Annotated in this window: 12 protein-coding genes; 11 read left to right on the forward strand and 1 reads right to left on the reverse strand. The window is 44.4% G+C overall.

The window, feature by feature from the left end; translation table 11 throughout:
• Positions 1-91 precede the first annotated feature (91 nt).
• Positions 92-1,462 carry an MATE family efflux transporter gene (locus OQJ75_RS04510; RefSeq protein ID WP_248371484.1) on the forward strand — a complete coding sequence of 457 codons (1,371 nt, stop codon included), beginning with the start codon at positions 92-94 and terminating at the stop codon, positions 1,460-1,462.
• 101 nt (positions 1,463-1,563) lie between these two features.
• Here the strand turns inward: OQJ75_RS04510 and OQJ75_RS04515 are convergent, their stop codons facing one another.
• Positions 1,564-2,406, reverse strand: coding sequence for a DNA ligase (locus tag OQJ75_RS04515; RefSeq protein ID WP_265971550.1), 843 nt, complete (start codon positions 2,404-2,406; stop codon positions 1,564-1,566).
• Positions 2,407-2,717: 311 nt separating this feature from the next.
• Between OQJ75_RS04515 and OQJ75_RS04520 the strand changes: the two genes are divergently transcribed.
• From OQJ75_RS04520 to OQJ75_RS04565, 10 genes are all read left to right on the forward strand, one after another.
• The gene (locus OQJ75_RS04520) at positions 2,718-3,047 is read left to right on the forward strand and encodes an STAS domain-containing protein (RefSeq protein WP_050621341.1); all 330 of its coding nucleotides are present in this window, start codon (positions 2,718-2,720) and stop codon (positions 3,045-3,047) included.
• Positions 3,048-3,109: 62 nt separating this feature from the next.
• Positions 3,110-3,946, forward strand: coding sequence for an OmpA family protein (locus OQJ75_RS04525; RefSeq protein WP_265971549.1), 837 nt, complete (start codon positions 3,110-3,112; stop codon positions 3,944-3,946).
• Positions 3,943-6,042 carry an SLBB domain-containing protein gene (locus OQJ75_RS04530; protein ID WP_248390649.1) on the forward strand — a complete coding sequence of 700 codons (2,100 nt, stop codon included), beginning with the start codon at positions 3,943-3,945 and terminating at the stop codon, positions 6,040-6,042. Before OQJ75_RS04525 ends, OQJ75_RS04530 begins: the two co-directional genes overlap by 4 nt.
• The gene (locus OQJ75_RS04535; RefSeq protein ID WP_265971546.1) at positions 6,042-6,731 is read left to right on the forward strand and encodes a chromosome partitioning protein ParA; all 690 of its coding nucleotides are present in this window, start codon (positions 6,042-6,044) and stop codon (positions 6,729-6,731) included. The genes OQJ75_RS04530 and OQJ75_RS04535 overlap by 1 nt, the downstream gene beginning before the upstream one ends.
• A 574-nt stretch (positions 6,732-7,305) precedes the next feature.
• Positions 7,306-8,298, forward strand: a complete 993-nt coding sequence (locus OQJ75_RS04540) for an ABC transporter substrate-binding protein (RefSeq protein WP_017063893.1) — start codon at positions 7,306-7,308, stop codon at positions 8,296-8,298.
• Positions 8,299-8,441: 143 nt separating this feature from the next.
• A complete protein-coding gene (locus OQJ75_RS04545; protein ID WP_076678401.1) occupies positions 8,442-9,341 on the forward strand; it encodes an ABC transporter permease in 900 nt (299 codons plus the stop codon).
• The gene (locus tag OQJ75_RS04550; protein WP_260809556.1) at positions 9,334-10,566 is read left to right on the forward strand and encodes a quaternary amine ABC transporter ATP-binding protein; all 1,233 of its coding nucleotides are present in this window, start codon (positions 9,334-9,336) and stop codon (positions 10,564-10,566) included. The genes OQJ75_RS04545 and OQJ75_RS04550 overlap by 8 nt, the downstream gene beginning before the upstream one ends.
• A 305-nt stretch (positions 10,567-10,871) precedes the next feature.
• Complete coding sequence (locus OQJ75_RS04555) at positions 10,872-11,276, forward strand: Hpt domain-containing protein (protein WP_265971539.1); 405 nt, start codon at positions 10,872-10,874, stop codon at positions 11,274-11,276.
• A gap of 239 nt (positions 11,277-11,515) precedes the next feature.
• Positions 11,516-13,024, forward strand: coding sequence for a sigma-54-dependent transcriptional regulator (locus OQJ75_RS04560; RefSeq protein WP_248390660.1), 1,509 nt, complete (start codon positions 11,516-11,518; stop codon positions 13,022-13,024).
• Positions 13,005-14,111: a glycosyltransferase family 4 protein gene (locus OQJ75_RS04565; protein WP_265971535.1), complete on the forward strand. Its 1,107-nt coding sequence runs from the start codon at positions 13,005-13,007 to the stop codon at positions 14,109-14,111. Before OQJ75_RS04560 ends, OQJ75_RS04565 begins: the two co-directional genes overlap by 20 nt.
• Positions 14,112-14,130: the final 19 nt, after the last annotated feature.

The raw sequence follows: 14,130 nt of genomic DNA on the forward strand, positions 1-14,130 counted from the left end.
CAGTGGAAGCTTAAGATCATTGTCTCTGATTCCTTCAGAATGTCCTTTCCTACACTATTATTCTAATTTTCCCTCTTATTTGGAGTTGTTTGTGCATCGTTACAAAGAAGAATCCTCAAATCTAATCAAACTTGCGACCCCAGTATTGATCGCATCTGTCGCACAAACTGGAATGGGTTTTGTTGATACCGTGATGGCCGGTGGCGTAAGTGCTATCGATATGGCGGCGGTTTCGATTGCAGCAAGTATTTGGCTACCATCAATTTTATTTGGTGTCGGTCTATTGATGGCGTTGGTTCCTGTCGTTGCACAACTGAATGGTTCTGGTCGACAAGTCAAAATTCCGTTTGAGATTCAACAAGGTGCGTTTTTAGCGCTCGTCATTTCCCTTCCAATCATTGGCGTACTGTTCCAGACACAGTTGATATTGGAGTGGATGGACATTGAACAACTCATGGCGGAAAAGACCATCGGCTATATGAATGCGGTGATGTTTGCTGTACCTGCATTTTTGTTGTTCCAAACATTGCGAAGCTTTACTGATGGCATGTCTTTAACTAAGCCTGCAATGGTGATTGGTTTTATTGGCTTGCTATTAAACATCCCGCTTAACTGGATGTTCGTATACGGAAAGCTTGGTGCTCCTGCCTTAGGTGGTGTTGGCTGTGGTGTTGCAACGGCTATCGTATATTGGGTGATGTTTTCACTGTTGTTCGCTTACGTTTTAACATCAAAACGTTTGGCGAAAATCAATATCTTCGGTACGTTCCACAAGCCGCAACTTAAAGCTCAAATTCGTCTGTTTAGACTTGGCTTCCCTGTGGCGGCCGCTATCTTCTTCGAGGTAACCCTGTTCGCGGTAGTTTCTCTGTTGGTTGCACCATTGGGTTCATTGATTGTTGCGGCGCACCAAGTCGCGATCAACTTCTCTTCGCTAGTCTTCATGATTCCAATGAGTATTGGTGCAGCTGTGAGTATTCGTGTTGGCCATAAGTTGGGCGAAAACAACACCGAAGGTGCGAAGATCGCAACACACGTGGGTATCATTGTTGGTTTGGTTACAGCCCTAATGACAGCGGCATTAACCGTCCTGTTCAGAGAGCAGGTTGCATTACTTTACACAGAGAACACTGCAGTAATTACCGTTGCAATGCAATTGCTGTTATTCGCGGCGGTTTATCAATGCACTGACGCAATCCAAGTTATCGCTGCTGGTGCTCTGCGTGGCTACAAAGACATGCGTTCAATCTTCAACATTACCTTCGTTGCTTACTGGCTGCTTGGTCTTCCTATCGGCTACATCTTAGGAATGAAAGATTGGATTGTTGAACCTATGGGCGCGCACGGCTTCTGGATTGGTTTCATTGTCGGTCTAACGTCAGCAGCGATTATGCTTGGTATGCGTTTACACTGGATGCACAAGCAGGACGATGACGTTCAGCTAGAATTTAGTTCTCGCTAGATTCGCGCTCGCTAAGTCGGTCTATCTGATTTCGAATATAAAAAAGAGCTCTGATTTTCAGGGCTCTTTTTCGTTAACTGGTCAGATAGATCATATGTACCTTAATATTCACTTTTTTCTCTAACAAAGCGCGCGAACTTGGGTTTGCCGTTTTGAGTAAAGCCATTGTAGCGAAAGGTAATACGGCTGCCGATCTCAGGCGGTGCAAGCCTCATTTGATCACTGAACCCACTGCCTATATAAAATTCCACCCCCTCTTCTGTGTGAACTAAAATCGACCCCATCATCCCTTTATACTTTCCTGTCCCGCCTTTGTAGCCAATAACAGTTGCTTCGGCATCATGATGCCTTTTGAGTTTTAATAGGTCGTTGCTTCGGCCTGCTTGATAACGACTGGTGATCTTTCTAAGCATCAAGCCTTCGCCATTACGCTCATCGACATTATCAAGCTGGTGAAACAGTGCTTCTTCACTGTGAATCGGTACATGCTCTATATAGCTGACGTGAGATTCTCCAATCACGCTTACCCAGTGCAAAATGTTGTAATAGCGCTTTTGATAATCACCCGCAGCGCCAGGCATATCAAACAGCATGAAATCTATTTGGCGCCATGCTGTGTCATTAGGCGTATGATCGAGAACGGTAGATTGGACAAGGTGGAACTTGCCTCTTCCTGCCCATAATTCCCCTTCGAGGTGGACCTTAGGCAAGTTTTCCGTAAACCATTTCGGTGAGTAAATACGATTTCCATTGCGTGTATAAAGATGCTGTCCATCCCATAGAGCCCGAATCCCATCAAGCTTTTCACTCTTCCAGTATTCAGAAACATCTATGCCTTGCTGATAGGAGTTTGCAAGAACCAAATGATCGGGCGGGAAATAGGATGAATGAGATGAAAGCGAACACGCCCATAGAGTGGCTAAAGCCAGTTTGGTTAATCTCATCATCTGCTCCGTATTAATATCTGTAGTGGTCAACAAATGCCTTTAATCCTAAGCGCTCTAACACGCAGTTAGACAATCTTTGCGAGAAGATGCGATCAACTCATCAACCTTATCTAACCTTTGCATTTATTCATTAAATTAATGAATTATAGCTCTCATATGTTCCGCCGTTTTTAGTTCTCAAATTGAGAAACGGCTTTTCTCAATTTGAGATGGCAATTCACACCTAATATAACTCATTGAAAAATAAAGATATAAAAGTTGGCACATTCAGTGCAATTGTCCATACATACTTAAAAGGAGATACCGCTATGGAACTACGTAAGATTGATTTAAATACAACGACACTGACACTTTCTATTTTCGGTGATTTGGATGCAGCAGGCAGTCGTGATGCACAAACAGACATTGATGATGTAATTTCCAACGATGGCCACCCTGAAATCGAAGTTGATTTTAGCCAAGTTGAGTTTTTAGACTCATCTGGTGTTGGCGCGATTGTTTACATGTTCAAACGTCTGACCGAGCGCGAACGCAACATGCGACTTGAAAATGTGACAGGCCAGCCACTTGAAATTATGAACTTGCTGCGTATTGGCCACGCTATCCCAGTAAATTCAAAAAATCCTGCAAATTCATGAAGACCCACTAAGCTAGAAGTAACAAAAAATAATAAGAAAAATTAGAAACATAGGACGTTGGCATGAAAATATTGAAAAACTACATAGCCCTTTCTCTGTCCGCTCTCGTTCTGGGTGGCTGTACTAGCTATCCTGAACAAGGCACAGGGGGTTTGGCTGAAAGTTATGATTCTATCAACTATCAAAACTCAGACTTCTCTCCTGTCATGCCAGACGAGCCTCTTGGGCCAGAACATGGATTACGTTTCGATTGGCAACTCGCTAAATTGCACCTAGATGCTTTGATACAAGAAGGTGCTCGCTGGTGTTTCCCCGCTGCTGTTGTCCAAGCCATCGAAAAGCAAAATCGTATTGCTCGTGAACTTCAAGGTGGTCTACTACTGGATGCCGCCAACGATCTAGTGATCCAAAGAAAACGTCTAAATGAACTTGAAGTTCAACTTGATTACGTGACCTCACAAGCCCGTTGCGAACCACCTAAAAACGAAAACCAATTCCGCATGCAACTTTCTGTCATTCAGCAACTATACGATTTGTTCAACGTCGACAATCAATTCGCTGAAAACTCCACTGAAGTTAACCCAAAGTACATGGGGCGACTTGCTGAAGCGACCAACCTGTTGAAAGAACACAAATCTCTAGACCTTGTTGTTACTGGCCACGCTGATGCAACGGGTGCCGAAGAATACAACGATAAGTTAGCACTTGGACGAGCGAAACAAGTCAAACGCTACCTAACTATTTTTGGCTTAGGTGCTCAACGAATCAAAGCTGTTTCTGTCGGCGAAACCGTTCCTCTTTTTGAAGGTGACTCGGACGGTACGCGATTAACTAACCGTCGAGTGAGTATCGAAATTATCTCGCCTAAGAATGCTGAGAAAATGGGAGGTGGACTATGAAATCATTGATCGTTTTTGTCATCACCCTTTCGTTATGCTTTGCGAATATCGTGAATGCTAACGACGAGTTTTCAGACGCAGTTCAAGTCGGTGACCTTATCCAAGTTAACGTACCCGGTGAAAGTACCTTAAACACAGGTTTCCAAGTGGATAAGCGTGGCCGTATTACCCTTCCAGAAGTAGGCGCTGTGTTTGTTGCAGGTTACGACAGTGAGCAGCTTAACAAAGTCGTTTTAGAGTCACTGGCAACCGCTTATAAAGATCTTTCGAACGCTTCAGTATATGTAAAAGAACAGCAAATCATCATCTACGTGCAAGGTTATGTAGAACAACCTGGCGAATACACACTTGCATTAGGTTCTAGCATTCAAATGGCGCTTTACGCTGCAGGTGGTTTACGCCCGGGTGCGCAACTGGATAAGCTTATTCTTAAAAGAGGCGCGGATAAGAAAGAGTTTAACTACAAACGATTCCTTGATTCAGGAGACGAATCAACATTACCTACTCTTCAATCACTGGATTCACTGTTTGTTCCTGCTTCTCCATTGGTCGGTAACATAGAGCAAGAGTTTGACGCAGCAAAGCTCGCTAACTCAGGTGACAGTGCCGACTCTCGCAATTCAATTAAAGTATTTGGTGAGGTAAACGCGCCGGGTTCGTTCACTTACAAAGAGAATACCGACCTTGTCGACGTACTAATGCGTTCGGGCGGTGTTACTCGCTATGCCAGTGTTGAGCAAATACGAGTGATCTCAAACAACACCCCAACGCTGTTCAATCTAAAACGTTACTTAGATTCTGGTGACGAAAGTCTGCTTCCAATTTTACGCCCGGGCGCGACCATTTTCGTTCCTAAACAAGAAGAAGAAATCAAATCCGGCGCAAACATGGTTTACGTGATGGGTGAAGTCGCTGCGCCTGGTGCTTTTGAAGGCAAAAGAGACGCGACCTTTATGGATATCCTTGCCAATGCGGGCGGCCCGACTCGTTTCGCAGAGTCACGACAAATCCGTGTGATCAAAGCGGATGGCAGAGTGCTAAAATTCGATTTAGCGGCTTACACCGAAGGCTTACCTAACTCTAACCCTCCTAGCATCAATGCCGGTGACGCGATTTTCGTTCCTGAGAAAACCGACATGAACGAAAAATCTTGGTTGAAAATTACGCCAGACAGAGCGGTTAACGTGATTGGTGAGGTGAACAGACCTGGTCGTATCGAATGGTCGGATGAAATGAACTTCATGGGATTATTGGCGCATGTCGGCGGCCCTACGCTACGCGCTGATACATCGAAAATTGAAGTCGTGACTGGTAGAAAGCTGGTTGTGTTTAACCTTGATGATTTCATTCGCAATGGTGCGCCACGTGACCAAATGCCTCAAATTCGCGCAGGTTCTATCGTGCGTGTTCATGACCTGCCACAAGATCCATCAGACAATAAATCACAATGGGTTCGTCAAAGCTCAGACGCTTCAATCTACATCTTTGGGCAAGTGAATGCGCCCGGTCGTTACCGCTTCACCAAAGACATGCACTTCCTAGACATCTTGTCAGCAGCTGATGGTCCAACTAAGGATGCTGACATTCATAATGTTCGCGTTACTCACCGCGATAAAACTTATTCTAAGGTCAGCAAACTGAACCTGTCGCTGTATTTTGAAACAGGCGATGAATCATTACTGCCAAACGTAACCACCGGCGACACGATTTACATCCCTGAAAAAGGCAAAAACTGGTTAGATACACCAAAAGAAGAGACGGTTCGTGTCCTTGGTGCCATTAACAATCCTGGTCGATATGTGTTTAATGACAACATGACCATTCTTGATATCTTGGCAGAAGCCGCGGGGCCAACAGACAGTGCTTATGTAGAGAAAATTACCATCGTTAATATGTCTTGTTGCCAAGGTCAAGCGCGTACCTTTGACCTTGTTGAATTCAGCAAAACAGCCAACATTTACAACCTGCCGGTACTTCGTGCTGGTGACACGATTTACATCCCAGACCGCCGTGAAAGCTTTATCGAAAAAGCACGTGTCGGACTCGATGACATACTGCGTATTACGACCACTATCGTATTAATAGGAGCTTTATAATGACTATTTCAGCGACCCATGCCGAAGTTGAGCAACTGTATTTAGCTTTTGAACTTAACGGTCAAAAATCGATATGCGTGACCGCTTGCCATTCAGGTGACGGGGTAACATCTATTGCAACCGCATTAGCCGAACGTTTTCTGCTTGCGGGACATTCAACGCTTTATGTTGATCTCAACTTGTTCAACCCTGCTTTCAAAGATCTGAATATGCTAGAAGACAGTCAGCAGGGTCAATTGATAGAACATGTTGAATCTCAGCGTACGTTTATCGGTGTCCCTGCTCCACAAGTGGCTTCAACTCAGTTGGCTTATAAAGATCCAACAACGTTGCAAAAAGTGGTGAACAAATGGTTAGAGAAGTACGACAGAGTCATCATTGATACTTCACCGCTTCTCAACATAAACAAAGGCAACATTCCTGCGCAGTCTGTAGCTAGCGCTTGTGACAGCACATTGATGGTTGTCGCCTATGGTGAAACGTCGAGTCACCACCTAGAACAAGCGAAAAAGCTGCTTGATGCACAAAGTATCAACCTAATGGGCAGTGTGATGAACATGAAACAAAAGCCAAGCTTTGCGCAAGAGTTGGTCAGACAAATCAATCGAATGAAATTCATCCCTGCTAAGCTTCGCGATAGCTTGGCAAAGAAGCTGTATCAAAATGAGTTTTTGAACCTGCCGATGTAACGTTTCCGCGCCACTATAGCTTTCTTGTACAACTGTATGGCTGTCATTGATACCATGACATCCACCTATCCTATTAGACTTCAAGCGTGATAGCTCTAAATAGCCAAAAACGAAATTAACCATTTTTGGCGAAATTATCATTTAATATAAGATTTTAAAAACCATTCAACGCATTTCACACACGTCATTCATGGTCTTACCACCTTCAAATTCCTTCAAAAATCAACCGCCCTACGCCTAACTTTAGCGGTAATGTGACACAGACAGTTAAAGTGCCATGTAAATCGCATCAAAGATGGAATTCGTACGATTATTCCCTAAGATTATAAATAGAGGTGGTTTTTGACGAATTTGTAATAGTTTGACAAAGTTATCCGATGGCTGTTGAAACACAGTGGATGAATTGGCAGATCACACTTCACTGACTTTGCACGTTTATCTATTTCAAACTTCACCCATCCCTCCTTCTGCTCAAATGGTTCAAATACACGGAAAGGATCACCATCGAGCAATTTAGATAATCAATTTACCTTGGTTACCTTAGTTGTATTATTAAAGAGAAAGGAAACTCAATATGAAATACAAGTTAAGCTCCGTATTTTTGTTAGTAGCAGCAGCCAGCGGTAATGCTAACGCTGGAGAATGTGGCAGCGTAACAATCGCAGATATGAACTGGAACTCTGCAACACTGATCGCCAATATCGACCAATTCATCCTTGAACATGGTTATGGGTGTGATGCTGAACTTATCCCTGGCGACACGATGCCAACAGGCACGTCTATGATCGAAAAAGGCCAGCCTGATGTTGCACCTGAACTTTGGAGCAACAGCTTAAAAGACGCATTAGATAAAGGTGTTGAAGAGAAACGTCTTCGCTACGCAGGTAAAGCACTTGTGAACGGCGGCGAAGAAGGCTTTTGGGTTCCAGCTTACCTCGTTAAACAGTACCCTGAAATGGCAACCATCGAAGGCGTACGCAAGAACGCTAGTTTATTTAAACACCCTGAAGACCCAGATACATCTGCATTCTACAGCTGCCCTGCAGGCTGGAACTGTCAGATCAGCGCCGGAAACTTGTTTAATGCTCTTGAGCTAGAAAACAGTGGTTTCACGATTGTTGACCCTGGCTCGAGTGCCGGTTTATCTGGCTCTATCGCAAAAGCTTACGAACGCGAAGAAGCTTGGTTTGGTTACTACTGGGCACCAACCGCTGTTCTAGGTAAATACGACATGGTTAAAGTCGACTTTGGCAGTGGCGTTAATGAGGAAGAGTTCCTTAACTGTACCACCAAAGAAGATTGTGAATCGCCAAAAGCGACCATGTACCCGCCTTCACCTGTCCACACGATCACCACTGAAAGTTTTGCGTCACGAGCACCAGAAGCGTACGACTACTTTACAAAACGTGGTTTCACAAACGACAAAATGAACTCGCTACTTGCTTGGATGGAAGATAACCAAGCTGATGGTGAGGAAGCGAGTCTACATTTCTTGAGTGAATTCCCAGAAGTATGGCACCCATGGGTTTCTGAAGAAGTCGCTAAGAAAGTTGAAGCCGAGCTGTAATTATTTAAACAACAAGTAATTACGCTTCAACAATAGAACAGAAATAACGTCGCTATACTTGATGTTATTCATGATTCGGAGCCCTTTTCATTAGCGATTTTCTTATCGCATGAACAAGTGGCTCCGAACTATAAGGATATAAAATGGCTGACAGCAATTGGTTATCAAGCTTTCCAGAGATGGAACGCGCTGATTTACGAACCATAAAAAAGACGCTAGATGGCGCATACCGTGAATTTTCCCGTGAATACGGTGAAATGATTGAATCTCTCTTTGACCCTCTTCTTTCATTCCTTGTTTGGTTTGAAAAACTCCTTATCTCAACACCTTGGATTATTGTCCTTGCCGTGTGCACCAGCCTTGTTTACGCAGCAAGCCGTTCTTGGAAACTGGCTTTGGGTTGTGTTGTTTCTCTACTTCTCATTGGTTACTTTGGAATGTGGGAAGACACCATGCGGACGCTCAGTATCATCACTGTGTGTACCTTGGTTTCGATATTCTTAGGCATTCCGATTGGCATTGCGATGGCTCGTTCAAATCGAGCACAATCTATCGTTACGCCGATGCTCGATATTATGCAAACCATGCCTGCATTCGTTTACTTGATTCCAGTGGTAATGCTACTCGGCATCGGTAAGATTCCAGGGTTAATCGCCGTGGTTATCTACGCGATTCCACCTGTGATTCGTTTAACTAACCTAGGCATACGCCTAGTCGACAAAGAAGTCCTTGAGGCTGCTACCGCATTTGGTGCGAGTAAAAAGCAACGCTTATGGGGTGTTCAACTTCCTCTAGCAATGCCAACGATTATGGCGGGTATAAACCAAACCATCATGATGGCCCTGTCTATGGTTGTTATCGCATCCATGATTGGCGTAAAAGGCCTAGGACAACCGGTTCTTAAATCGATCACCAACCAATATTTCACATTAGGCTTGATGAATGGTTTCGCCATCGTTGCCCTCGCAATCCTTTTTGACCGCGCTTCACAAGCGTACGCGAGAAGAACTAATGCGCATCTAGGAGGATTCAAGCATGACTAAACCATTGATTGAAATTAGTGGTCTATACAAAGTGTTTGGACCGAAACCAATGTCTGTTATGAACCGAGTTCAAAACGGCGAACACAAAGACCAAATTCTTGCGGACACGGGTCATACCGTTGGTTTAAAAGAGATTAACCTTGAGATTAACCGCGGCGAAATCTTCGTTATCATGGGACTTTCTGGTTCGGGTAAATCGACACTGATTCGCCACTTCAACCGTTTGATTGACCCGACTCAAGGTAAGATCATGGTTGAAGGCATTGATGTTATGAGCCTCAAAACTAAAGAGTTAGAAGAGTTCCGTCGTCATAAAATGTCGATGGTATTCCAACGCTTTGGCTTAATGCCTCATCGCACTGTGGTTGAAAACGTTGCGTACGGGTTGGAAGTACAAGGTATCAAAAAAGAAGACCGTTTAGCCAAAGCCAACGAATGGTTAGAAACAGTGGGTTTAAAAGGTTACGGTAAACAATACCCAGCTCAACTTTCAGGTGGTCAGCAACAACGTGTTGGCCTTTCTCGCGCTCTGTGTACTAACGCTGAAATCTTGTTAATGGACGAAGCCTTTTCGGCACTCGATCCTTTGATTCGAAGTGAAATGCAAGATCAGCTTATCGAGCTTCAAGAGAAGCTTCATAAGACGATTATTTTCATCACTCACGATCTGGACGAAGCACTCCGTCTAGGCGATCGAATCGCAATTTTGAAAGACGGCGAGTTAGTACAACAAGGCACACCACACGAGATTCTGCTAAATCCAGCCGATGATTACGTGGAAGCGTTCGTGAAAGACGTAAACCGCGCTCGCGCATTGACCGTTGAAACCGTTATGCAGCCTCCTCTCTATCGAATCACATCAGAAACGATTGAAGGTGCTCTGGCACAAATGAAGATGCTGAAAAACGATTACGCTTATCACGTAACAGATGACGGCTATCAAGGCCTAGTCACACAAGAGAGTCTACAAGACGCTGTTGAAGATTCATCGGTACATGATTTTAGTGACGAGATATATGAAGAAGTCCCTGCCATCTTACCAGATGCGGTGATTGAAGAAGTGCTACCAGACACTATGTCTTGTGACTACTCTCTTCCGGTTGTAGATGAAGACGGTAATCTAAAAGGTGAACTTGAAAGAAGCGCTGTTGCTGATATCTTCTCTGAAAGTAGCGAGGAAGAAGTAGAAGCCGGCCCAAAGCAAAAGATTGATAAAGCTTCGTAGCCTAAACTACTTAACCCCCTCCAAGGCCACTGTTGTTAATTCACTGCAGTGGTCTTTTTTTTGTTTTGGTCTCTTTCTCCTGAGATTTACCTGCACTTTAGGCTTTATAGGCACCTAAGTTTATATTTCATAAGAGAAAACAAAATTAAATCAGTCCGTTAGGTTTGTCACAAACCCAGTAGCAAGATGAGCGAGACGCCAATTAATTGCTCTGTTTGTACAGCAACCAGTTGAAATTATTCTAGAAAATGACTAGAACTTATTAGTACTCACGGATATTAGGCTCAACAAAAGGACTTAGTTTGATGAACTCTACTTTAGCGTCAGACGCATCTAAAGATCTAAACTCACAAGAAGTTAGCGGGCTTGTCGATGAAAGCGTTCTGGAGCAAATGATTCGCGATACAAGTGCGGACATTATCCCTATCTTGATCGACCATTATGTCGAAGAATCACAAACACGCTTGGTCGCCATAAAAGAGGCTGTCACTCAGAAAGACGCTCAAATGCTTGAATTCGAGGTCCACACTCTCGGCAGCACAGCGCTTTCGTTAGGTAATCGCCCTTTGGGTGAGCTAGCTCGCGCTCTAGAAAAGCAATGTTTAGAGCAGTGTCATGAAGCGGCATTTCAACAAGTTGACGAATTGCTTGAACTCGCAGAGCGTTCAATAAAAGCCTTGCTTGAAAGGAAAGAGGCAGGCTTCAGCTAGCTTTGCATGCTCATTATCGGTATCAGATTAAAAACTCAAAACAGTCGTTATTAACTTAGTCGTTATTAACATAGTCGCCATAAAGATGCGATCCATCATGAACAGCAATGCGAGAAATTATACAGGCCGCTTCTTAAAAGATTGCATGCGGTAGATAACAAATACACAAAACTCGTATTGATGGTTGAATATCACTATGTTATTGATTGGTTAGGATAAAGTTTCAAAAGGAATATACAATGCGCCCTAAGGTATTGTTAGTTGAAGACTCCACCTCACTCGCCGTACTCTACAAGCAGTACGTAAAAGACGAGCCCTATGATATTTTCCACGTCGAAACCGGCGCGGAAGCGAAGACCTTCATTGAAAGGCACTCTCCACAGCTTGTTATTCTCGACCTTAAGCTGCCTGACATGCCAGGCGAGGAAGTCTTAGATTGGATTACTGCCAACGAAATACCGACCGCAGTTATCATCGCGACAGCGCATGGCTCAGTAAATATAGCTGTAGACCTTATCCAGCGCGGCGCGGAAGACTTCTTAGAGAAACCTATTCAAGCTGATCGACTCAAGACATCTGTTCGCTTACATCTTAAAAGAGCGAAACTCGAAAACCTTGTCGATAACATGCAAAGCAAGTTCGATCGTGACCGCTTTCATAATTTCATAGGCTCTTGCCTACCCATGCAGGCGGTTTATAAGATCATTGATTCGGTAGCGCCAACTACTGCCAGCGTGTTTATTAACGGCGAGAGTGGCACGGGTAAGGAAGTGTGTGCCGAAGCGATTCATCAAGAGAGCCAGCGGAATGGTAAACCTTTCGTGGCTATTAACTGTGGTGCTATCCCTCGAGACCTAATGGAGAGTGAAATCTTCGGTCACGTTAAAGGTGCGTTTACCGGCGCGACAACCGACCGTAAAGGCGCGGCGATGCAAGCGCATGGCGGTACCTTATTTCTCGATGAGCTTTGTGAAATGGAACTGGAGATGCAGAAGAAGCTCCTGCGATTTTTACAAACCGGCACGTTTACTCCACTTGGTGGTAACCGCGAGATTAAAGTGGATGTCAGAATTATCTGCGCAACTAACCGCGACCCACTGGTTGAGGTAGAAGAAGGACGCTTTAGAGAAGACCTTTACTATCGTGTTCACGTTGTGCCTATCGAGATGCCACCGCTTCGTGAACGAGGAAGTGACATTGTCACCCTGTGCAATCACTTCTTGAAGCTTTACGCGAAGCAAGACAAGAAGAAGTTCAAATCAATAGACAAAGAAACGCAGAACCTATTTAAACGTTACGTATGGCCAGGCAACGTGCGCCAGTTGCAAAACATCATCCGTAACATCGTGGTGTTGAACAACGAAACGAGCGTGACCAAAGACATGTTGCCGCCTCCGATTAATAAAGTAGATACAGCTCCAACATCGAAGTCAGTGACACCAATTCGAGTAACTGCGCCCCAACCTACTGTTGTTGTCGCACCAGAAGCTAAGTTGCCACCGATTACTCCGGAAGAGTTCGATCAATCGTCAGATGTTCCAACGAACAACGACTCGATGACGCCCGCCTTTACCACAAGCGAAGGTGCCATTCGTCCTATGTGGCAAATAGAACGTGAAGCCATTCAACATGCCATTAATCATTGCGATGGGAATGTTTTAAATGCTGCTGTGTTGTTAGAACTTAGCCCTTCTACTGTTTATCGTAAGAAACAGGCTTGGGAATCAGATGAGTACAATCAAGCCTAACCAAGATGTACTCAACGTAAACCTTCATGAGATTTGGCTGTTGATCGACAGCCAAACTTTTGGAGGTATAGAAACGCATGTTTTAGAATTAGCACAAGGCCTAATATCTGAAAGCACTCAGCATTCAGAGTCAGTTCGAATCGTTCTTTTGACTCAGTTTAACCCTGAAGCGATCATCGTTGAAAAGTTAGATTTGCTGAACATCCCTTATAGTTACCTCTCTGATCTAGCCTCATATTCTACTGTTTCAAGCGGCAATAGCGCGATACAGCTTAAACGTGCCGTTCAACATTATCAGCCAAGGCTTATCCATGCTCATGGTTACAAAGCCAGTTTGGTCAGCAAGTTAATCAAGCTCCCACCTCGCTTAAACAACACAAAGCAAATAACCACTTATCACGCAGGTGAAACCCCAACAGGCAAAGTATGGCTTTATGACTGGCTCGACCGTTATAGCTGCTTTCTTTCTGATCAGTCGCTCGTGGTCAGTGAGAAGATTAAAGCGAAGGTGCCGGGCAAGACCTATCAATTAAATAACTTTGTTAAAGTCCCAATAGGGTTAACAAGCTCCCCTTCATCAAGCCCATTCCATGTTGGTTTTGTGGGGCGATTGAGCCATGAAAAAGCGCCTGATCGATTTGTCGCATTAGCCAAACAGTTTCCCGACGTTCGGTTTGAGCTTTTTGGTGACGGACCAGAAATGGACGTTTTAGCTAAATCGCAGCCTGATAATGTCACCTTCCACGGGCATCAGACCAATATGGACGGCGTCTGGAGCCAAATCGATCTGTTAATCATCCCTTCCCGTTTTGAAGGCTTACCTATGGCGGCATTAGAAGCCATGATTCGCGGCATTCCCGTCCTCGCCACCTCAGTTGGTAACTTGCCTAAACTCATCGACCACCAAGTTAACGGCTACCTCGCTAATACAGAATCCGAGCTACAACAATTTTTATCTTTGTGGATGGCATTGACGAGCGAACAACGTGACTCCCTCAAGAGTAACGCGATAGAAACAGTGAAGAACCAATATTCGCCACAAGCCGTTGTCCCGCAGTTGTTGGAAATCTATCAACTCGACCGTTAATTCTAGATGCCTGTCGTTG

This window comes from Vibrio sp. 14G-20, from assembly GCF_026241515.1.
Taxonomy (GTDB): domain Bacteria; phylum Pseudomonadota; class Gammaproteobacteria; order Enterobacterales; family Vibrionaceae; genus Vibrio.

Excerpts from the sequence above, each read along its gene's own strand:
- OQJ75_RS04535 (WP_265971546.1), top strand. The coding sequence starts at position 6,042 with ATGACTATTTCAGCGACCCATGCCGAAGTTGAGCAACTGTATTTAGCT.
- OQJ75_RS04555 (WP_265971539.1), top strand. The coding sequence starts at position 10,872 with ATGAACTCTACTTTAGCGTCAGACGCATCTAAAGATCTAAACTCACAA.
- OQJ75_RS04550 (WP_260809556.1), top strand. The coding sequence starts at position 9,334 with ATGACTAAACCATTGATTGAAATTAGTGGTCTATACAAAGTGTTTGGA.
- OQJ75_RS04565 (WP_265971535.1), top strand. The coding sequence starts at position 13,005 with ATGAGTACAATCAAGCCTAACCAAGATGTACTCAACGTAAACCTTCAT.
- OQJ75_RS04515 (WP_265971550.1), bottom strand. The coding sequence starts at position 2,406 with ATGAGATTAACCAAACTGGCTTTAGCCACTCTATGGGCGTGTTCGCTT.
- OQJ75_RS04540 (WP_017063893.1), top strand. The coding sequence starts at position 7,306 with ATGAAATACAAGTTAAGCTCCGTATTTTTGTTAGTAGCAGCAGCCAGC.
- OQJ75_RS04545 (WP_076678401.1), top strand. The coding sequence starts at position 8,442 with ATGGCTGACAGCAATTGGTTATCAAGCTTTCCAGAGATGGAACGCGCT.
- OQJ75_RS04560 (WP_248390660.1), top strand. The coding sequence starts at position 11,516 with ATGCGCCCTAAGGTATTGTTAGTTGAAGACTCCACCTCACTCGCCGTA.
- OQJ75_RS04525 (WP_265971549.1), top strand. The coding sequence starts at position 3,110 with ATGAAAATATTGAAAAACTACATAGCCCTTTCTCTGTCCGCTCTCGTT.
- OQJ75_RS04530 (WP_248390649.1), top strand. The coding sequence starts at position 3,943 with ATGAAATCATTGATCGTTTTTGTCATCACCCTTTCGTTATGCTTTGCG.
- OQJ75_RS04520 (WP_050621341.1), top strand. The coding sequence starts at position 2,718 with ATGGAACTACGTAAGATTGATTTAAATACAACGACACTGACACTTTCT.